Raw genomic sequence first — 24560 nt, forward strand, 5'->3', positions numbered from 1 at the left:
ACCGTGCGGCCCGGGGGAGAGCCTTCGTGATGCGACCTGTCTGGATGACGCTGCTCGTGCTCACCGTGGGCTGTGACGGAATCGACCTGGAGCAACTCGTCCGTCAGCACAATCCCCTGTCCCGCTTCGAGCCCGAAGCCCCTGGCGAAAACTGCGAGCACGGCGGACGGCGCACGCTCACGGGCCTGGACCTGGACGACGACGGCGTCCTGGACGACGCCGAGGTGAGCAGCACCTCCTACGACTGTGCCCTGGCACCGCCGCGAGTGCTGGTGGTGACGCAGACGCTCCCTCCGGGGACACCCTGCCCGTTGGGCGGCCAGCGCTTTCGCGCGGGCCTGGACGTGAATGGCGACGGGCAGCTGGAGGACGCGGAAGTCACGCAGGAAGTCGTCACCTGTCGGGATGCGTCGACCGTGGTGTACCGCGTGAGCGACCTGAACTCGTATCCCCTCGCCTGCGACGAGGGGACGTCCCTCCTGGAGGCAGGGCCGGACCTGGATGGCGATGGAGCGCTGGGCGACACGGAGCGCCGCGCGCAAACCATCGTCTGCGCTCCCGCGTCGATGGTCCGCGTGCGCCCGCAACCCGAGCCGCCCGGAGCCCGCTGCGCCTCCGGTGGCACGCGCCTCAATGTGGGCACCGATACGAACGGCAACGGCACACTCGAGGACTCCGAGGTGGCCACGCGCACCTACGTGTGCCTCTCCGAAAACACCTTCACAGGCGACTACTATCTGCGCGACGCGGTGGACCTGGAGGTGCTGCGCTCCCTCTCCCGCATCCAGGGCTCGCTGAACATCCAGGACACCGCGTTGGCCGAGCTCGTCCTGCCATCGCTCTCCGCGGTGGAGGGGCCGCTGTACGTGGGCGGCAACACGGCCCTGACGCGTCTGGAGATGGACGGGCTGCGCTTCGTGGGCGGCGACGTCGCCGTCTACTCCAACCCGGAGCTGGAGACGCTGACGCTCGGGGGCTCGACGGAGCAGGGCATCCTGTGGGTGGAGCGGGACTTGTCCGTGCAGCAGAACCCGCGCCTCGCCAGCCTGGATGGGCTGAAGAACGTGAGGCCCCGGGGCAGCCTGTCCTTGTTCGACAACGACTCGCTCACCCTCCCAGCCTCGTGGAACCTCACCGAGCTGCCCGGCTCGCTCGATGTCATCGGCAACGCGAAGCTGACCCGACTGCCCTTCCGGGTCCTCAAGCAGGTGGGGGGCTCCATCGCCATCAATGAGAACCCGGCGCTGACCGCGCTGGAGCTGACGCAACTGGAGACGGTGGGCAACACCCTGACGCTCCGCCAGAACGGCTCGCTGACCGACCTGTCGGGCCTGCCCGTGCTCCGGACGATTCAGGAGGGTTTGTACGTGACGGACAATGACGCCCTGGTCTCCACGTCGGGGCTGGGCGAGCTGCACAGCGTGAGCTGGCTGTCCCTCGCCGACAACGACGCACTGACGGCCTGCGACTTCCCTCGACTGGCGGCCATCCACGGCCGGTTCGACCTGACGCGCAACAAGGCACTGACGCACCTGGGGACCTTCCCGGCCCTGTCCTCCCTGCCGCGACTGGCGCTCTCGGAGAACGACGTGCTGAACGACGTGTCGGGGCTGGGCAACCTCCGGAGCATGGAGGAGCTCGAGGTGACGGGGAACCCGGCGCTGAAGCACCTGGATGGGCTCTCACACCTCAAGTCGCTGACGAAGCTCAAGGTGGACTCCAATCCCGCGCTCGAACGACTCGGGTTGGGCGGCCTCCAGGAAGTGCGCCAGACACTGGGCATCGTCTGGAACACGGCGCTGCCCACCTGTCTGGCCAACACCTTGGCGGACCGGGTGTTCATCGGGACGGAGCGCGACATCCGGGGCAACGACGACACGGCCACCTGCGCGACGCCGGTGCTCCCTGTCGGCGATACAGCAGCGCAGGGCGCGTGGGCCCCCCAAGGAAGCACTCGATGAGATGGTCATGGCTGGCGTTGCTGCCCCTGGTGATGGGCTGTGAAGCCCTCCGGTTGAGCGAGCTGTTCCCCGCGCTCTCCCGCACCATCGTGGAGCCTCCGGGGGAGCGCTGTCCCCTGGGAGGACGGGTGATGTTCGTGGGCACGGACCTCAACGCGAACAGCGTGCTCGACGACGACGAGGTGACGAGCACCGAGGTCCAGTGCGCCATCGTCCCCGACCTGCTGGTGATTGTGGAGCCGGTGCCCTTCGGGACGCGGTGCCTGGGAGACGGCCAGGTCACCCGCGCCGGGCACGATGCGAACGGGAACCACACCTTGGACCCGGAGGAGGTCGCCCGCGAGGTGTACACCTGCTGGAAGGTCTCCGACGCGCCCATCCTCTCCCGCGTGCGCATCCCCGAGCCGCCCCCGAGTTCCTGCCCCGAGCCCACCAGGCTCACCCTCGTCGACACGGGGCCCGACGAGAACGGCGACAAGAACCTCGACGACGACGAGGTGCGGACCACCCTCTCCCTCTGCGCGAAGGAGCCCCAGCTCCTGGTGGAGCTGGACTGGGAGCCGGCGGGTGAGAAGTGCGCGGCGGGCGGGACTCGCGTCTTCGCGGGCATGGACCAGAACACCGACAGGGTGTTGGACGCCTCGGAGGTCCTCGCCTCCAGCTTCATCTGCCGGGACCGGAACACCTTCGAGGGCGACTTCCTGGTGCGGAACGACACGGACCTCGCCGTGCTCCAGGGCATCGGCCGCATCCGAGGCACCCTCCAGTTCCGGGGCGGCGGTCCGTCGCTCTCCCAGGTGAGGGTGCCCTCACTGGAGGTCGTCGATGGCGCCGTGGTCATCGAAGGCAATCCCTCCCTGACGCGCATGCAGTTGCCCGGCTTGCGCTTCGTCGGACAGGGGCTGGAGATTCGCGGCAACGACATGCTGGAGACGCTGGAGGTCGGCGGCGCGAGCGGCGAGAAACTGTGGGTGACCACGAATCTGGCCGTCGAGTCCAACGCCCGGCTGACGAGCCTGGACGGCCTCCGGTTCGTGGTTCCTCGCGGCGGCGTGCTCCTGAAAGGCAACGCGGCGCTCACGCACGCGCCCGAGAGCCCGGGGCTGCATTCCATCCAGTTCCTCGAGGGAGCGTTGACCATCAGCGCTCACGGCACGCTTCCGAGGCTGCCCCTGCCCAACCTGGTGCGAGTGGCCGGGGACGTCGTCATCGAGGGCAACACCCACCTGGTCACGCTCGGGGGGACGAAGCTGGAGTCCGTGGGTGGAAACCTGCGGGTGAAGGGCACCCCCCAACTGCCGAACCTCATGGGACTGTCGTCACTCCAGGTCGTCTCCGGCGAGCTGGAGGTGAGCGAGAACGCGGGGATGCTCAACTCCTACGGTCTCTTCTCGCTCCGGCATGCGGGGAGCATCACCTTCGCCCGCAACGACGCGATGACGGTGTGGGGGGACCTGCCCGAGCTGCGGAGCGTGGCGACGGGCATCTCGGTGGACTCCCTCCCGGAGCTCAAGACCCTGGGTGGCCTGATTCCCCTCGTGAACGGGCCCTGGCTCTCCCTCGACAACAATCCCAAGCTGACCGCGCTACATGGGCTGGCGAACCTGGAACATCTGCGGGGGCTCTCGGTGCGGCGCTGCGACGCGCTCGGCAACCTGGGTGAGTTCGCGAAGCTGCGCACCATCGAATCGCTGATGGTGGAGGACAACGCCAACCTGACCCGCCTGGGGTTGGACACGGTGCAGGAGGTGTCCAGCTACCTGTCCGCCCAGCGCAACCCGCGGCTTCCCACCTGTCATGTCCTCGAATTCGTGGGGCGCGCCTATACAGGCACCCCCGGCGTGCTCTTCGTGGCGGACAACGACGACCAGGCCACCTGCCCATGAGTCCGTCTGGCGGGGACAGCGCGCGCGACGAGAAGCGACCAAGAGGACCTCCGATGCGATGGACCTGGGTTGTTCCGCTCTTCTTGCTGGGGGGCTGCGATGCGATTCGCCTCGGCGACTTCCTCGAACCCCACGCGACGCTGATGCGCAAGGAGCCAGAGCCCGCGGGCGAGCACTGCGAGCATGGCGGGGAGGCGATGCTCGCGGGACCGGACGCGAATGACGATGGGCTCTTGTCCGACGACGAGGCGGACAGCATCCAGTACTCCTGCGACAAGGCGCCCCCGCGAGTCGTGCAGCGCACGCGGGAGGAACCGGCGGGCCCGCATTGCGAGCACGGCGGTCGCCGGGTGGAGTCGGGCATCGACACCGACCTGGATGGCGTGCTCGGCGACACCGAGGTGACGGCCGAGGAGTACGTCTGCGCCACGACCTTCCCAGGGGTCTTGGTGCGCACGCGGAGGGAGCCCCGGGGCGAGGCGTGTCCGCTGGGCGGCCAACTGACTCACGCGGGCAACGACACGAACCAGGACGGCATCCTGTCCGACGACGAAATCACCCGCGCGGTCTACGGCTGCCAGGAGCCGGACACGGTGCTCACGCGCGTGGTGGGGCTCGGGACGCGCGAGGACAGTGAATGCGGCTCCTCGGACGTCTACGCCGTGGAGTCGGGACCCGACCTGGACCAGGACGGCACCCTCGACGACGACGAGCTTCGCGCCTCCACCCGCATCTGCAGACCGCCGGGGAGCATCCTGACACGCCAGCACGCGGAGGCGCCCGGCGTGAACTGCATCGCTGGCGGCGTGGCCGTGGCCTACGGCGGAGACGAGGACGGGAGTCTGGTGTTGGAGGAGCTGGAGGTCCTGGGCCGGCAGTACGCATGCCGGTCCGCCGCCACCCATGACGGCACCTACGAGCTGCTCGACGCCACGGACGTCGCCGCGCTCCAGAACATCTCCCACATCCGAGGAGGGCTCATCATCTCCTCGCAGGTGGCCACGGAGGTGGTGCTCCCCGGGCTGGAGTTCGTCGAAGGCTCCGTGGACATCCACGACAACCCGCTGCTCGTGCGCGTGGCGCTCACGGGGCTTCGCTTCGTCCGGGATGACGTGGTCATCGCCCGCAATCCGCAACTGAACTCGCTGATGTTCGGCCCCGCCTCCTTCCCCCCGAGCCGCGAAGTCCAGGTGGGCCGGAGCCTGAGGGTGGAGCAGAACGCCCGGTTGTTCTCCCTGGCGGGGACGGGCGCCCTCACCCCTCGACAGGGCCTTGAAATCACGGACAACGCCATCCTCGAAGGCGCGGGGACCTTCAGTTTCGTCGAGAGCATCACGGGCACCGTGAGAATCGCGGGCAACCCAGCGCTGAGAGACGTTCCACTGCCGCAGGTCGCCCTCGTCGGGTCCCTCCACATCGTCGACAATCCCTCGCTCCTTTCGCTGGCCGGGCTGCGCAAGCTGCGGAACATCCCGGGTGACGCCTCCCTCGTCCGCAATGAGGCGCTGGAGGACACCGCCCTGCTGGAAAACCTCCAGACCGTCGGCCGGGAGTTCGTGGTGTCGGGAAACCCTCAGCTCAAGCGGCTGGAGCTGCCCAACTTCTCCCGGGTGGGGGGCTTCACCATCGAGAACAACAACAACCTGTCCGTCCTCGGCCCCATGCGGGCCTTGCGGGACGTGGGTCCCTACTTCCGCGTCATCGGAAATCCGAGGCTGTATCAAGTCACGGAGCTGGGCTCCCTGCAGAGCATCCGCGGCGAGCTGGGCATCACCAACAACCGGTCCCTGATGGACCTGTCGGGCCTGGAGCGACTGACCATCGTCAGCAACCTCTACGCGGATGGGAACACGAACCTGCCGACCCTCGTCGGGCTCAAGGGGCTGCGCGAGGTGGACGGCCTGACGGTCCGGAACAATCCCAGCCTCACGGAGCTCCGGCTCGACTCCCTGGCCCAGGTCCGCGTCGGCTTCATGGTCACCGGCAACACATGGCTCCCCTCGTGTTGGGCCACCCTGCTCGCGGAGGCCGTCCACACGGGCGCCCTCGAAGAGCGTGTCATCGAAAGCAATGACGAGGCGGCCACGTGCCCGCCGTAGCCCGCCTCGCGGGCGCTCGCTGACGCCAGGGCTCCGGGCGGCCCGCGCACGGCCCGTCCGCCCGCCTGGAGGACCTGACCTGTCCGGTGCGTTCTCTCCCAAGGGGAGCGAACCGCATGGCCAAGCCCGTCATCCTCGCGGTGGACGACGACACGGAAGTGCTGCGCGCGGTGGAGCGCGACCTGCGGCGGCAGTACGGCCGCGAGTACCGCGTGCTGAGCGCGGACCGGGGTGAGGCGGCGCTTGAGACGGTGCGTCAGCTGCGGCTGCGCGGAGACCCGGTGGCCCTCTTCCTGGTGGACCAGCGCATGCCAGGCATGTCCGGCGTGGAGTTCCTGGAGCAGGCCAAGGCGCTCTACGACGAGGCCCGGCGCGTGCTGCTCACCGCGTACGCGGACACGCAGGCCGCCATCCACGCCATCAACGAAGTGCACCTGGACCACTACCTGCTCAAGCCGTGGGAGCCTCCCGAGGAGCGCCTCTATCCGGTGCTGACCGACCTGCTCGAGGAGTGGTGGGCGCACCACCCTCCGACGTTCGAGGGCATCCGCGTGCTGGGCAACCGCTGGGCGCCTCGCTCCCATGCGCTGCGGGACTTCCTGGGCAGCAACCAGGTGCCCTACCAGTGGCTCGACGTGGAGGTCAGCGACGAGGGCCGGCTGCTGCTGGCCCAGGCCGGCGGCGCGGCCGTGGAGAAGCTGCCCCTGGTCCTCTTCCCGGACGGCACGCGGCTGATGGGGCCTTCGACGCTGGAGGTGGCCGAACGCATCGGCCTGAAGGTCCGCGCCACCAAGCCCTTCTACGATTTGGTCATCATCGGCGGAGGACCCGCCGGGCTCGCCGCCGCCGTGTACGGAGCCTCCGAGGGCCTGAGCACCGTCATGGTGGAGCGCAGCGCACCGGGCGGACAGGCGGGCACCAGCTCGCGCATCGAGAACTACCTGGGCTTCCCCGCGGGCCTGAGCGGCGGAGACCTGACCCGGCGCGCGGTGGCGCAGGCGGCGCGCTTCGGCGTGGAAATCCTCACGCCCCAGGAGGTGAGCGGCCTGCGCGTGGAGGACCCGTACCGCATCGTCACGCTGGCGGATGGGACGGAGCTGAGCTGTCACGCGCTGCTGCTCGCAATGGGCGTTCAATGGAAGAAGCTGGAGACCCCCGGCATGGAGGCGCTCACCGGCGCGGGCGTCTACTACGGCTCTTCGCGCACGGAGGCGGTGTCCTGCAAGGAAGAGGACGTCTACATCATCGGCGGCGCCAACTCGGCGGGACAGGCCGCGCTCTACTTCGCGCAGTTCGCCCGGCAGGTGACGCTGGTGGTGCGCGGCGACTCGCTGGAGCGGGGCATGTCCCACTACCTCGTCGAACAGGTGCGCTCCCTGCTCAACGTCACCGTGCTGCTCGACACCGAGGTGACGCGCGTGGAGGGTGGCGCCCACCTGGAGCGCCTCACCCTGGCCACGCGGAACCAACCCGAGCGCACCGTGCCCGCCAGCACGCTGTTCGTGATGATTGGCGCCGTGCCCCGGACGGAGTGGCTGGACGGACTGGTGGCCCGGGACGCGCGCGGCTACGTCCTCACCGGACCGGACCTGATGCCCGGAGGCCAGCGCCCCAAGGGCTGGAAGCCGGACCGCCCACCGTTCCTCCTGGAGACGAGCGTGCCGGGCATCTTCGCCGCGGGCGACGTGCGCCATGCGTCCATCAAGCGCGTGGCCTCCGGCGTGGGCGAGGGCTCCATCGCCATCTCCTTCATCCACCAATACCTGAGTGAGGTGTGACGTGTCCGCGGACGTGAAGGAGCCCCAGGAGCGTCTGCGATGCCTGGAAGGCACGCTGCTGCGCCAGGAGAAGCTGGCCGCGCTGGGCCGCCATGCGGCGGGGCTGGCGCACGAGATGAACAACCCCGCCTCCGCGGGCCGCCGCGCCACCGAGCAGCTCACCGTGGCCATGGACGCGCAGGAGGACCTGTCCCTCGCGCTGGAGCGCTGGAAGCTGACGGAGGAGCAACGCGTGCTGCTCTTGCGCACGTGCCGGCAGAGCCAGGGCCGCGGCGCCACGCGGGACCTGGACCCGCTGACCCGAGGTGACGCGGAGGACGCGCTCGCGACGTGGATGGATGCGCGCGGCGTGGTGAACGCGTGGGACCTCTCGCCCACGCTGCTCGACGCGGCCATCGGACAGGAGAAGCTGGAGGCGCTGGCCCAGGCCCTTCCCGCCGACGCGCTGCCGGACGCGCTCGCGTGGCTTGAGGCGATGGTGCGCACGCGGGCACTGCTCGCGGAGGTGAAGCAGAGCACCACGCGCCTGGCGGAGCTGGCCGGCGCGGTGAAGTCCTATACCCATGCGGGCAAGGAGCAGCTCGAACCCGTGGACGTCCACGAGGGCCTGGAGAACACGCTGCTGCTCCTCAACTACAAGCTGAAGCACGGCGTCGAGGTGAAGCGCGAGTACGACCGCGACCTGCCGCGCGTCCAGGCCCTGCCCGGCATGCTCAACCACGTGTGGACCAACCTCGTCGACAACGCCATCGACGCCATGGGCGGCAAGGGCCACCTCACCGTGCGCACCGCGAAGGACGGTGACTTCCTGCTCGTGGAGGTGGTGGATGACGGGTCCGGAGTGCCGCCGGAGCTGCTGCCGCGCATCTGGGAGCCCTTCTTCACCACCAAGCCCATGGGCCACGGCACCGGCCTGGGCCTGGACATCACCCGCCGAGTCGTCGTGGACCGTCACCACGGCGACGTGCGCGTGGAGTCGAAGCCCGGACGCACGTCCTTCCAGGTCCGGCTTCCGCTGAAGACACCTCCGCCGGGGTGACACCGCTACGCGCCGCGCAGCTCCTCGAGCTCCGGACGCGGCTGTGGAGAAGGCGCACGCGGACGCGCGGGCTCGGGGATGAAGGCGCTGTCGAGTTCGAGGGGCAGGCGGACCCGGAAGCGCGTCTCGCCCGGCCTGGAGGTGACGACCACCTCGCCTCGGTGCAGCGTGGACACCACGCGGTGGGTGATGCTCAGCCCCAGGCCCGTGCCCTCGCCCACGCCCTTCGTGGTGAAGAACGGGTCGAAGACCCGTGGCAGCACGTCCTCGGGGATGCCGGGGCCGTCGTCCACCACCTCCACCTCCACGTGGTCCCCGTCGCCGCGCGTGCGCAGCAGCAGCGTGCCCCCGCCGTTCTCCTTGATGGCGTCGGCCGCGTTCTCGATGAGACTGGTCCACACCTGATTCAGCTCCGTGCCGTACGCGGTGATGGGCGGCAGGCTCCGGTCATAGTCCCGCTCCACGCGCACGCCTCGCAGCCGATGCCCCAGCACGGCCAGCGTGCTCTCCAGTCCCTCGTGGACGTCCACGCGCTGCAGCGGCGCTTCATCCAGGTACGTGTACGCCCGGGCCGCGTTCACCAGCGCGGCGATGCGTCCCCCCGCCTGCCCCACCTCTTCGAGCAGCACCGAGATTCCCCGCGTCGCGGCCACCCAGCGCAGCGTGCCCTTCAGCACGTCGCCCTGCAGCGACTCCAGTTCGTGCTCCAGTCGCTCGAGCGACAGGCCCGACTCCACCAGCTCCGGCGCCAGCACCCACGCGTCCTCCACGCCGCGCGCGCCCAGCCACCGCGCGAGCGCGTCCTCCGCGTCTCCCCGGTCCAGGGGACTGCGGGAGACGGGCTCCAGCGAGGCGCGAGCCTCCAGCGCCCGCACCTGGGGCTCGGACAGCGTGCGGCAGTCCAGGGACAGCGCCAGCGAGGGCAGCTCTCCCAGCCGCTCCCCCAACTCGCGCACGCCGCGCATCACCGCCGACACGGGGTTGTTCAGCTCATGGGCCAGCCCCGCGGCCAGCGTTCCGAGCGACGCCAGCTTCTCCTGCTGGAGCGAGATGGACTGGAGCGCCTTCATGCGCTCGGCCATCTTCCGGAGAATCTCCCGGTTCGCCGTGGGGCACTCCGCGAGCATCTGCCAGAAGGCCTTGTGACTGAGCCGCACCAACCGGCAGTACGAGAGGGCACGGCTGCTGGCGAGGAAGCGCTGGCCGAGCAGCAGCGGCACCTCCCCGAAGAACTCTCCGGCGCGGAACACGGAGACGAGCGTCTCCACGCCTCCCACCGTCTTGGTGATGCGCAGCTCCCCCTGCAGGATGAGGTAGAAGGCAGCGGGTTCCCCTTCGTGGCCCAGCCACTCCTGGGGTTGAAGCTCCACGTGCGTGGACTCGCCGCGCAGCCACTCGGCCTCCTCGGGGTCCACGTCGGAGAAGAGCGAGACGGTCCGCAGCTCCGACAGGAAGACAGCCGCCGCGTCGCCTTCCTCCGCTCCTGCCGAGGTGGGCGGAGTGCTCGTCGGCGACAGACCCGGGGCCTCCGTGCGCGGAGGGGGAGCGGCATGCGGCTCCATACGGAGCTCCTTCCTGTCAGGGTTCCCCCAACATTGCGCCCCGTCCGCGAGTCCCGCTTCCCCACATGCTCCGTCGTCCCCCACCCTGCCGGACATGCGTCGCGCGGGAGCGGACAGCCAGGCGGAGGCCGCCTGCTCCCAGTCGGGTGAGGCCCCCCTTGAGCCCCAAGGCGCCGGGCGCCTACAGGGCTTGCATCCCACGGTCCATGTCGATTCCGGGTCCACGGGGCCATCCGGAGATGGACACCCTTCCTCGGACCCAGGCAGCATCGAAGGGACATGGGAAGCGAGGACATCGTCACAGCGCTGCGCCGGGTTTCACTGTTCTCCCGGCTGGGCGACGAGCAGCTCCACTGGGTGGCCAGTCATGGGCGCCAGCTTCACTTCGCCGCAGGGACTCGAGTCGCCGCGCAGGGAGACCCCGCCGACGGCCTGTCCGTCATCCTCGAGGGACGCACGGTGTGGTCCCGCCGGGTGGGAGACCAGGACGCCCCCACGGGCACGCTGGAGGCGGGCGACATCTTCGGGGAGCTCATCCTCTTCCTGAACTCCCCCTATCCCACCACCGGCCATGCGCAGACGGACGTGCGCTTGCTGAGGTTGGAGCCCGCCGCCTTCTGGGAGCTCTTGCGACAGGCGCCCTCGCTGGGACGGGGGCTCATGGAGGTGGCGGCCCAGCGCACCCAGCCGCAGGAAGTGGTGTCCACGCAGCAGCCCGGGCTGCTGACGCCCGGGCAGATGGTGGCGGGGCTCGCACCGGAGCTGGGCAACCCGGCGACGGCGGCGAACCGGAGCGCGACACGACTGCGCGACACGCTGCGACTGGTGTCCGCTCGGGCCATGGCGCTGGGGCAGCATGGCCTGTCCTCCGCGCAGCGTGGCGCGTTGCTCGCACTGCCTCGCGAGGCCGCCGACCGCGGCCGGGCGACTCCCGCGCTGGAGCCGCTCGCGCGGACGCGGCGCGAGGAGGACGTGGGCGCGTGGCTGGAGATTCGCGGCATGACGGACGCGTGGGACGTCGCGCCCGCGCTGGTGGCGTCCGGGCTGGACGTGGCGTGGCTGGACTCGGTGGCGCACCGCGTGGGCGAAGCGCTGCTGCGCGACACGCTGTCCTGGCTGGTGGCGGCGGTGAGCGGCGACGTGCTGCTGGCGGAAGTGGAGCGCGGCAGTGCCCGCGTCTCCGCCCTCGTGGAAGCGGTGCAGGCGTACAGCTTCATGGACCGGGCACCGGCCACGGAAGTGGACGTGCATGACGGCCTGGAGACCGCGCTGGGCGTGCTGCGCCACCGGCTGGACGGCGGCCACGTCACCGTGGAGCGGCAGTACGAGCGGACAGCCCCGAAGCTGAGCGCGGAGGGTGGCGCGCTGGACGAGGTGTGGACGCAGCTGGTGCTGAACGCGCTGGAGGCGCTGGGTGAGCGCGGCGGGACGCTGAAGCTGCGCACCTGGACGGAAGCCGGTCAGGTGGTGGCGGAGGTCGCCGACGACGGGCCTGGGATTCCCAGGGACTTGATGCCGCGCATCTTCGAGCCCTTCTTCAGCACGAAGCCGCACGCGGCGGGGCTGGGGCTGGACATCAGCCGGCGCATCATCGAGCGGCACGGCGGTGACGTGCGCGTCCTCTCCGAGCCGGGCCACACGCGGGTGCAGGTGCGGCTGCCGGTGTAGCGCTCCGGGCGGGTGTCCTGCGGAGCACGCGCGGAGCATCCACCGGGAGACGGAAGACCTGTCCTCGACGCTCGCGAGCGTCGTGCCGTGCACGCCCGCGTGGGGGGCCCTCTGGTTCGCGAGGGGCCACGCGGGTGGAGTGCTCTCCAGTCAGGGGAGCAACTCATGTCCGGCGAAATCCAGGGCGCCTGGTTCAAGGCCATCCTCGGCGCGATGACGGCAGCGTCTTCGCGCTTTCCAGCGCACCAGCGCACCATCAACAGCATGCGTGACGACACGTGGTACGCGTGGGAGGACTACGTGCGCATGACGGGGGAGCTGCACGCGGCGCTGGGAGACAGGGCGGTGGAGGCCATCGCCCAGCGCTCGGCGATGCGCACGCTGCCGCTGGCTCGGGCGAAGGGCTTCGACTCGGTGGAGAAGGTGTTCAGCGACTTCGACTTGGTGCTGCGCGCGCTGGTGAAGGACCTGCCCGCGACGGACAGCACGCGCACCGTGGCCTTCATGCCCCTGGCGGCGGAGCTGGAGAGCGGCTCGCGCCTTCCCGCGCCGCTGCTCTTGGGGACGTTCCGCGGCTTCCTGATGGGGTTCGGGAAGATAGTCACCGAGGCGAAGATGACGCCTCGGCACACCGTGCGGCGCTACTCGCTCAAGTGGATGTGAGCTTCGCGCGCGCCACCAGTCGCTCCACGCTTCGCAGGTGGGCACGGCCGAAGAGGGCCATGGCCAGGGTGGCGCCGCAGAGGGCGAGGAACATGTCCCACTGCGCGTCCCAGATGTCGCCCTGCGAGCCGAGGAACTTGTCGCCGCCCTCGGGGTCCAACACGAGCGCGGCCCACCACTCCAGCAGCTCGTAGGAGGCGCTGATGGCCAGCGCCACCGAGCCGGTGAGGAAGTTCAGCCAACCGCCGCGCCGCAGGGGCGTGGCGCGCAGCAGCACCTCGCGGATGATGAACGCGGGGAAGAAGCCCTGAACGAAGTGCCCCAGCCGGTCATAGGGGTTGCGCGACAGGTGGAAGGTGTCTCGCGCCCAGTCGCCCAGGGGCGTGAGGGCATAGGTGTAGTAGCCGCCGTACGTCAGCACGAGCACGTGCAGGAAGACGCAGACGTAGACCCAGCGAGACATGGGGAAGCGGCGGAAGGTGGCGGCCAGGACGACCATGCCGATGAGGCCTGGGCCCACTTCGAGCAGCCAGTTGAGCGGGCCCTCCGGGCTGAACAGCAACGTGGCGATGAGGATGGGAGCCAGCACGCCTGCGAGCACCAGCGGTACCCGGGCTTCTTCTCGCGTGCCGCGCACGGGAGCGAAGTACGGAGCGACGAAGTCGGCGGAGGGCGTCGAGGACAGGGAAACCGCGGGCTGCATCAAGGGGCCTCGTCTCGGGCGTGCCCGGATGTGAAGGCCGGGCCGCGCACAGCATCGCATGTCCCCAGCGGAGGCGTGCTCGCCCCATGCGTGCCGGCACGGCATGACACGAACGGCCTCGCTTCGCGGGGCGACACCGTGAGAGTCGTATCGGACGGGCTGGCATGGCCGCAGCGGCTGCATTCATGCCAGTTGCTCGGCCCGTGCTTGCCGGCACGGCATGACACGAAGGGCCTCACTTCGCTGGCCGACACATGAGGGCTGTACCCAACGGGCTCGAATGTCCGCAGCGGTGGCATTCACGCCAGTTGCTCGCCAGCACGGCTCAGTCAGGCATGACACGAAGGGCCTCGCTTCGCTGGTCGACACCGTGAGGGCGCTCTTCCATCAGCGTGGGTACACGCTCGGACCTCGGTCTCTGGCAGGCTGCGCCCCCATGGCGCGCATTGGAATCATCGGGACGAAGTGGGGGCGCATGCACGTGGGCGCCTTCCGCGCTGCGGGTGCGGATGTCGCGGCCCTGTGCGGACGCGACCCCGTGGCCACCCGAATCGCGGCCGAGCAGGAAGGCATTCCCCTGGCCACCACGGACGTGCATCAACTGTGCGCCGCCGTGGACGCGGTGGTCGTGGCAAGCCCAGACGCACTGCACGCCACCCATGTACTCGCCGCCCTGGATTCCGGACGCGCGGTGCTCTGCGAGAAGCCCCTGACTCGCACCGTCGAAGAAGCACGCCTCGTGGCACGCCACGCCCACGACACCCCGACGCCCAGCGCCGTCAACTTCCCCTACCGCATGCTGCCGCCCCTTCGCGCCCTGAAGCATTGGCTCCGTGGACGCTCCGTGCGCCACCTCGTCCTCACGCTGCGCAATGGCTTCACGCCCGTCGGAGACGATGCACCCGACGCGCCCCGCACGGGCGAATCCGGAGACTGGGGCGGCCTGTCGCACGTCATCGACGCGGCCTTGTGGCTGACAGGACACGCGCCTGTCTGGGTGCAGGCCTCGCTCTCCGGCCGGCCCGTGCACACCGCCGCGTTGCACGTGGGACTCTCCTCCGGCGCCGTGCTGGTGCTCACGCATGCCGCATGTCCGGAGCCGGGCCTTCACGGTGGATGGACGTTGCTCGGCCACGGCTGGGAGGTGGGCTTCTCCGGGGGCTACGTGCCCTCGCGCGGAGGCTGGTGCATCTCCCCCGTACGCGGCTTCGAGCAAGGCACCTGGAAGGACCTCGCCCCCGGCATCGAGCCCCGACCTGCAGAGCCCGAGCCCTGGGCCCGCGCCCACGAAGAAGGCGCGCGCCGATTCCTCGGCCTGCTGCGCGGCGCACCCCGCGACGGGCTCGCCACGGTGGAAGACGGCGCCATCGTCCAGGAGGTCATCGCGGCGGCGCTCCTCTCCAACGAAGAGGGCCGGAGGGTCCACGTGCCTTCCTCCTCGGCGGCGTGAAGGACACGCCGCGACAAGGGCCCACTCCCTCCGGACAGACAGAGCAGGCAAGGTGGCACGCGCGACTTCCCCGGCGGTGGCTACCTTTCACCCGCACGAAGCCCCACCCCATGAAGGAGCACGACATGCCGACAGTCGAAGCGCATGCGGTCGGAACGCCCACCTGGATGGACCTGACGACGCCCGACCTGGAACGGACCCGCGCCTTCTACAGCGCGCTGTTTGGATGGACCTACCTCATCGGTCCCGAGGAGTCGGGGTTCTATTCGATGTGCCAGCTCAACGGCCGCATGGTGGCCGGCATCGGCCTGAAGCCCAAGGACGCGCCCTACCCCACCGCCTGGAGCGTCTACTTCGAGGCGGATGACGTGGATGCCTTCGTCCAGCGCGCCGAGAAGCTGGGAGGCAAGGTGGCGATAGCCCCCATGGATGTCTTCGACGCGGGCCGGCTCGCCTTCTGTACGGACCCCACGGGCGCGAGCTTCGGGCTCTGGCAATCACGCGGGCACAAAGGCGCGCAGCTCGTGGGAGAGCCCGGCACCATGGCCTGGCACGAGGTGAACACCCGCGACGGCATCCGCGCGAAGGACTTCTACTCCGCCCTCTTGGGCCTGGAGGCCAAGAAGCTGGACCTCGGCATGGACTACTGGACCCTCGACAAAGGCAGCGAGCCCGTGGCCGGAGTGCTCCAGATGACCGCGCAGTGGCCCGCCGACCTGCCACCCCACTGGATGAACTACTTCGCCGTCACGGACACGGACGCCTCGGTGCGCAAGGTCACCGAGCTGGGCGGCAAGGTCCACGTGAAGCCCACCGACTCGCCCCATGGTCGCTACTCCGTGGTGACGGACCCGGTGGGGGCGGCCTTCACCCTCATCGCGCCGAGCCGGCCCGCGTAGAGCCCTGTCGGACGCACGCCACTCCCGTGGGCATCCGCGTTTTCGCTTCCGCGCGGTGCCCACTAGAGTACTGGACGAATGTCGTCCTTCTCCCCCGGCAGCGCCCGCGTCTCACGTCCCGCCGAGCCGTGGCTCGAGGAGCTCGACATCTTCGTGCGGGCTCGCTACCCGCTGCTCTACCTGGTGTCGTGGGAGGAGCACCGCGTGGACGCCATCCTCGCGGAGCTGGCGCGCGCACACGGCAAGGCCCTCTTCACCTGGTCCATCACCCGGGGCCTGCGCAGCATGGGCACCTCGCGCACCGCGCCCCTGCCCGAGGACACGCGCAATCCCATCGACGCGATGGCCGCCATCGAGAAGCTGGGCGAGCCCGCGTTGGTGGTGCTCAAGGACTTCCATCCCTACCTCGAGGACCGGGGCGTGGTGCGCGCGCTGCGGGAACTGGCGCACTTCCTCAAGAGCACCTTCACCACCGTCATCCTCCTGTCGCCCACCCTGCTCATCCCCGTGGAGTTGGAGAAGGAAATCTCCGTCATCGACGTGCCCATGCCCGGGTACAACGACTTGCTCCAGCTCTTGAGAGAGATTGTCGCGGTGGTGCGGCGCACCAACAAGGCGACCATCGACCTGTCGAGAGACCACGCCGACCAGCTCATCAAGGCGGCGCTCGGGCTGACGATGGCGGAGGCTGAGAACGCCTTCGCCAAGGCCATTGCCCATGACGGCAAGCTGGGCCCCGAGGACATCAAGCGCATCCAGGACGAGAAGCGGCAGGTGATTCGCAAGAGCGGGTTGCTCGAGTACTACCCGCCCGAGGAGTCGCTGGGGAACGTGGGAGGGCTGGAGAACCTCAAGGGGTGGCTGAGCCAGCGCACCGCGGCCTTCGGCGAGCGGGCCCGCCAGTTCGGCCTGCCGGAACCCCGAGGCCTCCTGCTCCTGGGCGTGCAGGGCTGTGGCAAGAGCCTCACCGCGAAGGCGGTGTCCGCGCACTGGAACCTGCCGCTGTTGCGGCTGGACATGGGCCGCATCTTCAGCGGGCTGATTGGCTCCTCCGAGGAGAACCTGCGCAAGGCCATCCGCGTGGCGGAGAGCGTGGCGCCGGTGGTGTTGTGGGTGGACGAAATCGAGAAGGGGCTGTCCGGCGTGGCCTCCTCCGGCGCGGGAGACACCGGCGTGTCCGCGCGCGTCTTCGGCACGCTGTTGACGTGGCTCCAGGAGAAGACGGCGCCGGTGTTCGTGGTGGCCACGGCCAACCGCATCGACGGCCTGCCGCCGGAGGTCCTTCGCAAGGGACGCTTCGACGAAATCTTCTTCATCGACCTGCCCGAGCAGGCCGAGCGCGAGGCCATCTTCCGCATCCACCTGCGACGGAGGAAGCGGGAGCCAGAGGGCTTCTCGACGGAGGAGCTGGCCACGCTCACCGCGGGCTTCAGCGGCGCCGAAATCGAGCAGGTGGTGGTGGCCGGGCTCTATGAAGCCTTCGCGGAGGACACCGAGCTGGCCCAGCGGCATCTGGTGCGCACCATCCAGGACACCTTCCCGCTGTCGGTGACGATGCACGACGAGATTCGCCGGCTGCGCGACTGGGCGAGAGGCCGCACGCGTCCGGCCTCGTCCGGGAGGACCCTGCCCCAGAGGGCGACATGAGCTCCAAGCTGTCGCGCTTCCTCCATCTGGAGAAGGACCGGGGCGAGCGCGCGAAGCGGGAGCTGCCACCCCAGCTTCAAGACGGAGGGCGCCGCTTCGAGGACATCGCCGAGCGCGGCGCGCTGCCCCAGGGCGAGGTCCCCGAGGCGCACCTGGAGCGCTTCAAGGCCCAGGCCCCGGTGGTGTTGGAGCAGCGGCCCGACAGCTCGGAAGACGACGGGCCGGACTTTCCCCGCTGCGTCGTCTGCGCGTCGAACAACGGCCGCTTCGCGAAACACTGCCAGCAGTGCGGCGCGGACCTGGGGACGCCCGAGCAGCTCGCCTACAGGGAGCAGCTCGCGCGCGAGCACCGGGAGCAGCGCGCGAAGCAGCTCGGCGTCGAGCGGGAGGGCGCGCTCCAACGGCTGGAGCAGGAACGCCGCGAGGACTCGGAGCGCTACGCGTTCCTCCTGGGGAAGCTGCGCGCGGAGGAGCAGAAGCACGGCGCGTGGCGCCTCTTCGCGCGTCACTCCACCGTGGGCACCGGGCTGCTGGCCCTGCTGCCCTCGACGTTCGCGCGGTGCCTCGCCATGGGGGCCTATGTCGGGGTGACGCTCGGACTGCTTCGCTTCGGCCCGGGCGACGTGCGCTGGGTGGGCATCGGGATGATGTTCCTCCTCGCCCTGTTGTTCACACCGTGGCGGAGCCGGTTCAGGCGCTGGCGATGAACGGCCGGGGTGCCCGCGCCACCCGAACTGGCGAAGGGCGGCACCCCGGACCTGGACTCCTTGAGACTACGAGGCCTCGGTCGTCGGACCGTCGATGGCGATGGCGCTGCGGTTGCCACGCATGAAGGCATCGAGCTTCTCGGGAGACACCTCGATGGGCGCCTTCGAGGGATGCGCGGGGTCACACACGATGAAGTTGCCCTCGTCCGTCACGCCCACCACGGCGACGAAGTGTTCGATGGCGCCACCGCCCTGGGTCCAGGTGTCCTTCTTCTTCTCGGTGGCGAGGGTGTACTCACCCGGCGCGGTCTCGTCGGGGAGGAAGTCACCGTTGTCGTCCACGTAGACGCGACCCTCGGGGGCCCTCAACGCCTCGGGCGTCAGGTCTGTCGCCGTCGAGTACTCGTAGAACGAGCCGGAGATGACCACCGTGCTGCCGTCGCGAATGGCATCCGCGATGGCCCCCGGATTCGCCGCCGGCCGGTAGAAGGTGCCGCCCGCGGCCGTCACCGCGTGCTCGATGTCCGTGGTGCCGGTGTAGCTCCCGTTCTCCCCCAATGCGTAGACGACCTCGCCCTGGTCATTCGTGCTGACACCGTCATCGCCGGAGTCGTTCTCGTGATTGCCCCAGTAGCGCACCGCCTGCACTTCCGCGCCCGTGGTGTCCTGACCGTGCGTGGTGACGAGGTCGGGGATGGGCGGAATCTCCAGGCCCTCGTTGCGCAGCGCCGTGAGGGTGGCTGAAGGACCGCAGTTGGCGTTCTCGCCGTCGCCGCCCACGTCTCCCTCGGCGCCGAACTGGTCGACGTAGACGTCCTGGTACTCCGCCGAGGCCGCCGTGTTTTCGTCGCTGGGAGTCCCCACCGCCACGGGCGCCTGCGCCGCCTCGGCCTCCGTCAGCTCCCGGGTGAAGGACGTGCTCACCCAGCCCGTGCTCCCATCGGGGCCGCGCACGTAGACGAAGCCGGCCTGCTCTGGCGAGCCCTGCGGCGGCGCGATGACCTCCAATCGCTCCCCGTTCCTGAAGCCGCCAAGGTCCCTGGAGCTCGCCAACGGGCGCTCCCGCAGATTCACCCCAATCCCTGATTCCACCTGGAGCTTGTCCCCCACCTCCAGCCTGTCGTTGCCCTGCACCGACGCGTTCGTCACGGGAGGCGGCGGAACCTCCAGCGACACCTGCGCGCGGGCGGGTCGGGCCTGCTCGAACGACGACACCGCGAAGTTCATGGCCGCCTTGGCCACCTGCTGCAGCGGCGGCGGCACCGTCTTCTCGATGGCGACGTTCCCCACCGTCCGGATGACAGGCCCCAGGCTCCTACGGATTGCATCAGTCATGGAATTTCCCCCTCTTGCCAGAAACAAACTAGCAAGAATGTTTTCGCATGACCATGTCCCCCGGTTCATCCGTCATCTGGCCGGGGGGGCCTTACACAGCCTGGAGGACCGCGGCTCAGCTTCGCTGGCTGAGCGCCACCAGGGCCGCGGCGACCACCTGCTTGAGCGGGACACCAGCGGCCTCCGCGAGGCGGCGGCAGTCCTCGAATTCGGGGTGCGCGTTGAGGACGGCGCCGTCGCGCAGGCCGCGCTTCACGCGCACCTTGCCCCAAGGCGTCTCCACCTCCACCCAGTCGCGCTCCAGCGCCTGTCGCTCCACGCGGTGGTAGCGCACGCCCAGCGTGGTGGACTCGCGCAGCAGCGTGTCCACCACCGTGTCGCGCAGGCCGCCTTCCACCAGGGCGCTCAAGAGGTGCCCGGGGCGGCTCTTCTTCATGACCACGGGCGTCACCCACGCATCCAGCGCGTCGACGGCGAGCAGCCGCTCCACCAGGTGTCCCAGCAGTTGGGGCGTGGCGTCGTCCAGGTTGGCCTCCACCACCCACAGCCCCTCCGAGCGCGTCGCCTCCATGCGGCCCAGGGACGCACGCAGCACGTTGGGCCTGTCCTTGAAGTCCTTGGTGCCCACGCCGTAGCCCACCTTCTCCACGATGAAGTCGGGAGGGTGGCCAATGTGCGCGAGCACCTTGAGCAGCGCCGCGCCAGTGGGCGTCGTCAGCTCGCCCACGCCCTCGAAGCGCACGGGCACGTCTCGCAACAGCTCCAGCGTGGCCGGCACCGGAATGGGCATGGTGCCATGCGCCACGCGGATGGAGCCGCTGCCCAAAGGAGGCGGCGCCGCGTGGACCTCCGGGTCGCCCAACAACTCCAGCACCACCGCCGCGCCGCAGATGTCGACGATGGAGTCCACCGCGCCCACCTCGTGGAAGTGGATGTCGTCGATGGACACGCCGTGGACCTTGGCCTCGGCCTCGCCAATGGCGCGGAACACCGCGAGCGCGCGCTCCTTCACGCGAGGCGACAGCGTGGACGCGGACTCGATGAGGCGGCGGATGTCCGCATAGGCGCGGTGCGGATGCGCCTCGCGCGTGTCCAACACCACATCCAGGTGGGTGCCGCTGATGGCGTGGCGCACGGCGCGACTCACCGCCAGCTTCCACCCTGGGACGCTCAGGCCCCGCAGCGCGGCTTCAATCGCCTCGGGCTTGAGCCCCAGGTCGATGCCCGCCGCCAGGAACATGTCCCCGGCGATGCCGCCCACCGGCTCCAGGTAGAGGATGCGTCGCATGGGGCTCACCGCCGTCCCTTCGTGCGGGAGACGAGCGCCGCGTAGAAGCCTCCACCGAAGCCGTTGTCGATGTTCATCGTCGCCACGTTGGAGGCGCACGAGTTCACCATCGCCAGCAGCGCGGACAGGCCCTTGAAGTTGGCGCCGTAGCCCACGGACGTGGGCACCGCGACGACGGGGATGCCCACGAGCCCCCCCAGCGCGCTCGCGAGCGCCCCTTCCATGCCGGCCACCACCACCGCGACGTGGCACTCCTGGATTTCCTCCCGGCGCCGCAACAGCCGGTGGATGCCCGCCACGCCCACGTCGTAGACGCGCCGCACCTCCGCGCCCATGGCCTCGGCCGTCACCGCGGCCTCTTCCGCCACGGGGATGTCGCTGGTGCCCGCGGTGACGATGGCCACCTTGCCCGAGCGCACCTTGCCCTGCTTGAGATGGAAGATGCGCGCCACCGGGTGGTACAGCCCCTTGGGGAAGCGCGACACGAGGACCTCGGCCTTGTCCGGCTGCAGCCGCGTCACCAGCACCGTCTGCTTGCGCTCCACCAGCGCGCCGACGATGCCCAACAGCTGCTCCACCGTCTTCGGCTCGCCCAGCACCACCTCGGGGAAACCGAAGCGGAGGTTGCGGTGGGTGTCGAGCGTCGCGTAGCCCAGCTCCGCGAAGGGCAAATCCTTGAGCTTGCCCACGGCGGCGTCCACCGAGACGCGGCCCGACTTCACGCTCCCCAGGAGCTGCTTCAGCGCCTTCTCATCCATGGGGCCCGTCTACTCCGAAACGGGCTACACGCCCAGCCGCGCCAGGAGCGCCCGGGAGCTGTCCCGCTCCAGCACCAGGAGCAGCTGCCCGCTCACCGGCGGAGTCGCCGCCGCCATGAAGCGCGCCTCCAGCACCACCACGCGGCTGGCATCGCCCTCCACCTGGGACACCGCCGCGTCCACCAGCGCTCGCGCCGTGTCCCTGCGCAGCGTGGGCACCGACGGCATCAGTCGCCACGACGTCAGCTTGCCGATGGCGGACAGGCAGGCGCTCGCGACGATGTTGGCGGCCTCCGACACCGCGCTGTCACGCTCGGCCTGCCCGGCCCCCTGCCCGCCCAAGAGCAGCGTCTCCAGCGCCGTTCCATCCGCCAGCGGCATCGCCAGCATCAACACGCCCCGCAGCGCGCCGGTGATGGAGAGCCAGGCCGCCACCGCGGGCGCGTCTCCCCCCAGCAACCCCGCGGCGTCCGAGGGGCCGGTGAGCACCACCCGAGGGACGGACAGGTCGACCTGGCGCCCGCCCATCAGGCGGGAGAGGGCGTTGGCGGCATGGCCACAGCCGATGTTGGCCACCTCGCGCAGGGCATCGAGCTGCGCGTCGCTGGGGAGGGGAAAGCTCACGCGGACAGTAACCTCGGCACATCCAGGATGAAGACCGGACGGCCGCTCCCGAGGATGGTCACACCGGAGAGTCCCGGCAACAAATCCAGCGGCCGTGACAGCGGCTTGAGCACCACTTCCTCCTGCCCCAGCAGCCGGTCCACGCCCAGCGCCACCCGGCCGGAGTCACCCTCCATCACCACGAAGGGCCGCACACCCCGCAGCCCCGGCGACGGCACCCCGACGAGCGTGTCCAGCGCATGCACGGGCAACAGCGAGTTGCCATGCGGCAGCAGCGCCGTCTCGCGGCTGCGGCTGAGCGCGTCGCCGTCCGCCTCCGTGGCGCCCACCACCTTGGCGATGGGCAGGCCGAACACCTCGTCCCCCACCTCCACCAGCAGCAGGTGCACCACCGCCACCGTCAGCGGCAGCCGCAGCGTGAAGCGCGTGCCCCGGCCCGGCTCGCTGTCGATTTCGAGCGTGCCGCCCACGCTCTCCACCACGCGCTTGACGGCGTCCATGCCCACGCCCCGCCCGGAGATGTCCGTGATGTCCTTCGCCGTGGACACCCCTGGCAGGCACGACAGCATGAACGCTTCCCGGTCCGTCAGCCGTGTGGCGACCTCCGGAGGGAGCAGTCCGCGCGCCACCGCCGCGGCCTTCAGCTTCGCGGGGTTCATGCCCCGGCCGTCGTCCTCCAGCTCGAGGATGACGCGGTCCCTGGCGCGCTTGACGGCCACAAGCACGCGCCCGCGCGGGCCCTTCTTCGCGGCGATGCGCTCCTCGGGGGATTCGAGGCCGTGGTCGATGCAGTTGCGCAAGAGGTGCAACAGCGGGTCCGCCAGCTCGTCGAGGATGGCGCGGTCCAGCTCGATTTCGGCGCCGGTGATGACCAGGTCGACCTCGCGCTCCTTGCGGCGGGCGATGTCGCGCGCCGCGCGGGGCAGCCGGTCGGTGATGAGCGACAGCGGCGTCATGCGCGCCGACATCACCTTGTCGTGCAGGTCCTTCACCAGCGTGTGCAGCCGGTAGACGCCCTCGTCCAGCACGGGCCGCACGTTCTCCGGCAGCACCTTGCCCACCTCGCGCAGGCGCGCCGTGGCGAGCATCAGCTCGCCCACCGTGTCGAGGAAATAGTCGAGCAGCTCCGTGCGCACGCGCACCGTGCGCGCCGAGGAGTCTCCCGTCGCACGGCCCCCCTCGGCCGTCGTCGTGGGGACGACCACCGGCACCGGGACGGCCACGGCCAGCTTCACCGAGACGACGTCGACCTCCGCCACGTTCTTGAGCGAGGACTGGATGCCCGCCTCGCCCACGGACGTCTCCAGCTCCAACTGGATGTAGCCGTCCGGGATGCGCCCGGCCTTCAGCTCCTCCAGCGCGGGCCGCAGGTCCACCAGCGTGCCCAGGGTGGTGAGCCGCTTGTGCACCAGGAAGGCCCGCACGCCGGGCACCTGACACGTGGGGGAGATGCGCAGCCGCACCGCCCAGCGCTGGGTGGCGCGGTCGTCGGGAAGCACTCCCGTGGAGGCCGCCTTGAGGGCCGTCCCCAGGTCCGCGACCAGCGTCTCGGGGAGCACGGGCGGCGTCGCCGGGGACGCCATGCCATTGCCGGAGGACGGAGGCGCGCCGATTCCCAGCACCTCCCGCACGCCTCCCACTCCGGTCTCCGGAGCCGTCAGCGGGGGTGGCGCGTCCGGCGCGACGGCGCCCGAGGCTTGAGAGCCATTGCCAGGAGTCGTGCCTTGCGAGCCCGGCCCCGGTGTTCCGCCAGACGACGTGTCCGGCGCGGGAGTCGAACTCCCGGACGTCCCCGATGACGTGCCACCACCGGAGCCTGACTCGGGCGTGCTCGAAGGAGTGGACCCCGTGGAGCCCGCACCGCCGCTGCCCGACGAACCCGTGCCAGAGCCAGACGCACCGCCGCTGCCCGACGAGCCAGAGCCAGAGCCAGAGCCGGACGCGCCGCCGGTGCCCGACGAACCAGAGCCGGACGCACCGCCGCTGCCCGACGAGCCCGAGCTGGGGTCCTCTCCGTTGTCGGAGCCCTCCGGCTTGAGCACGGTGACCTTGGCGACGCGGGTGGCGGTGGGCGCATGGCCCGTCATCGCCGTGACGCGGACACCCAGCTGCGCGAGCAGCGCCGACGCGTCATCCGGTGGGCGTCCCTCCGCGACGGCGCGAACCTGCGCCAGCAGCGTGTCCGAGGCGCTCAGCAGCAGGTCCACCAGGTCCCGGTCCAACCGGCCACGGTCCTGCCGAACGGCGTCCACCAGGTCTTCCACCCGGTGCGCGACGATGGCGATGGGCTCGAAGCCCATGGACGACGCCATGCCCTTCACCGAGTGGGCATGGCGGAACATCGAGTCCACCGCGCTCGAGGAGCCTTCGCGCTCCAACTGCACCAGGTCCCGCCCGAGCGCCTCCAGGTGCTCGGTGGCCTCCGAGATGAAGAGGCCCAGGTAGCGGGACATGTCCATCGTCATGGCCCGACCTCGTCAGGAAGCGTCGCGA

Annotated in this window: 18 protein-coding genes; 11 read left to right on the top strand and 7 right to left on the bottom strand. The window is 70.1% G+C overall.

The features are described from left to right. Positions 1–26 precede the first annotated feature (26 nt). The 5 genes from HUA78_RS08245 (at position 27) to HUA78_RS47675 (ending at position 8763) form a co-directional block, all read left to right on the top strand. Positions 27–1961, top strand: a complete 1935-nt coding sequence (locus tag HUA78_RS08245) for a hypothetical protein (RefSeq protein WP_174460873.1) — start codon at positions 27–29, stop codon at positions 1959–1961. Then, positions 1958–3847, top strand: a complete 1890-nt coding sequence (locus HUA78_RS08250) for a hypothetical protein (protein ID WP_174476023.1) — start codon at positions 1958–1960, stop codon at positions 3845–3847. Before HUA78_RS08245 ends, HUA78_RS08250 begins: the two co-directional genes overlap by 4 nt. Before the next feature lie 53 nt (positions 3848–3900). After that, on the top strand, positions 3901–5946 hold the full coding sequence (locus tag HUA78_RS08255; RefSeq protein ID WP_174476024.1) for a hypothetical protein: 2046 nt from the start codon (positions 3901–3903) through the stop codon (positions 5944–5946). A 116-nt stretch (positions 5947–6062) separates the two neighbouring features. Further along, positions 6063–7724: an FAD-dependent oxidoreductase gene (locus HUA78_RS08260; RefSeq protein WP_174476025.1), complete on the top strand. Its 1662-nt coding sequence runs from the start codon at positions 6063–6065 to the stop codon at positions 7722–7724. Between the two features lies 1 nt (position 7725). Further along, the gene (locus tag HUA78_RS47675) at positions 7726–8763 is read left to right on the top strand and encodes an ATP-binding protein (protein ID WP_174476026.1); all 1038 of its coding nucleotides are present in this window, start codon (positions 7726–7728) and stop codon (positions 8761–8763) included. Between the two features lie 5 nt (positions 8764–8768). Here the strand turns inward: HUA78_RS47675 and HUA78_RS08270 are convergent, their stop codons facing one another. After that, entirely contained in the window at positions 8769–10325 is a 1557-nt protein-coding gene (locus HUA78_RS08270; RefSeq protein WP_174460868.1) for a sensor histidine kinase, read from the bottom strand. A 279-nt stretch (positions 10326–10604) separates the two neighbouring features. On the opposite strand from HUA78_RS08270, the gene HUA78_RS08275 reads away from it, so the two are divergent. After that, positions 10605–11993: an ATP-binding protein gene (locus HUA78_RS08275; RefSeq protein WP_141641992.1), complete on the top strand. Its 1389-nt coding sequence runs from the start codon at positions 10605–10607 to the stop codon at positions 11991–11993. Between the two features lie 165 nt (positions 11994–12158). Next, positions 12159–12656 carry a hypothetical protein gene (locus HUA78_RS08280; RefSeq protein ID WP_174454134.1) on the top strand — a complete coding sequence of 166 codons (498 nt, stop codon included), beginning with the start codon at positions 12159–12161 and terminating at the stop codon, positions 12654–12656. On the opposite strand, the gene HUA78_RS08285 is transcribed toward HUA78_RS08280, so the two are convergent. Next, positions 12643–13359, bottom strand: a complete 717-nt coding sequence (locus tag HUA78_RS08285; RefSeq protein ID WP_174460867.1) for a DUF2238 domain-containing protein — start codon at positions 13357–13359, stop codon at positions 12643–12645. The two genes, HUA78_RS08280 and HUA78_RS08285, sit on opposite strands and share 14 nt — an antisense overlap. Positions 13360–13795: 436 nt before the next feature. Here HUA78_RS08285 and HUA78_RS08290 point away from each other — a divergent pair, with 436 nt between their 5' ends. The 4 genes from HUA78_RS08290 (at position 13796) to HUA78_RS08305 (ending at position 18062) form a co-directional block, all read left to right on the top strand. Continuing rightward, positions 13796–14809 (top strand): Gfo/Idh/MocA family protein, encoded by a 1014-nt coding sequence (locus HUA78_RS08290; RefSeq protein ID WP_174476027.1) that lies wholly within the window; start codon positions 13796–13798, stop codon positions 14807–14809. A gap of 125 nt (positions 14810–14934) precedes the next feature. Beyond that, the gene (locus HUA78_RS08295) at positions 14935–15708 is read left to right on the top strand and encodes a VOC family protein (RefSeq protein ID WP_174454131.1); all 774 of its coding nucleotides are present in this window, start codon (positions 14935–14937) and stop codon (positions 15706–15708) included. Positions 15709–15786: 78 nt separating this feature from the next. Beyond that, positions 15787–17355, top strand: coding sequence for an AAA family ATPase (locus tag HUA78_RS08300; RefSeq protein WP_174476028.1), 1569 nt, complete (start codon positions 15787–15789; stop codon positions 17353–17355). Then, a complete protein-coding gene (locus HUA78_RS08305; protein WP_141641986.1) occupies positions 17352–18062 on the top strand; it encodes a hypothetical protein in 711 nt (236 codons plus the stop codon). The genes HUA78_RS08300 and HUA78_RS08305 overlap by 4 nt, the downstream gene beginning before the upstream one ends. 66 nt (positions 18063–18128) lie before the next feature. Here HUA78_RS08305 and HUA78_RS08310 read toward each other — a convergent pair whose 3' ends face one another. The 5 genes from HUA78_RS08310 to HUA78_RS08330 all read right to left on the bottom strand — a co-directional run bounded on the left by HUA78_RS08310 (position 18129) and on the right by HUA78_RS08330 (position 24532). Further along, positions 18129–19397, bottom strand: coding sequence for an SH3 domain-containing protein (locus tag HUA78_RS08310; protein WP_174476029.1), 1269 nt, complete (start codon positions 19395–19397; stop codon positions 18129–18131). Positions 19398–19512: 115 nt separating this feature from the next. Continuing rightward, positions 19513–20685: a nickel pincer cofactor biosynthesis protein LarC gene (gene larC, locus HUA78_RS08315; RefSeq protein ID WP_174460865.1), complete on the bottom strand. Its 1173-nt coding sequence runs from the start codon at positions 20683–20685 to the stop codon at positions 19513–19515. Positions 20686–20690: 5 nt separating this feature from the next. After that, entirely contained in the window at positions 20691–21443 is a 753-nt protein-coding gene (larB, locus tag HUA78_RS08320) for a nickel pincer cofactor biosynthesis protein LarB (protein WP_141641983.1), read from the bottom strand. A 24-nt stretch (positions 21444–21467) separates the two neighbouring features. Further along, positions 21468–22067 (bottom strand): chemotaxis protein CheC, encoded by a 600-nt coding sequence (locus HUA78_RS08325; RefSeq protein WP_174454127.1) that lies wholly within the window; start codon positions 22065–22067, stop codon positions 21468–21470. Further along, the gene (locus HUA78_RS08330) at positions 22064–24532 is read right to left on the bottom strand and encodes a chemotaxis protein CheA (RefSeq protein ID WP_174476030.1); all 2469 of its coding nucleotides are present in this window, start codon (positions 24530–24532) and stop codon (positions 22064–22066) included. Before HUA78_RS08330 ends, HUA78_RS08325 begins: the two co-directional genes overlap by 4 nt. Positions 24533–24560 lie beyond the last annotated feature (28 nt).

This window comes from Myxococcus sp. CA033 (genome assembly GCF_013336625.1).
Classification (GTDB): domain Bacteria; phylum Myxococcota; class Myxococcia; order Myxococcales; family Myxococcaceae; genus Myxococcus; species Myxococcus llanfairpwllgwyngyllgogerychwyrndrobwllllantysiliogogogochensis.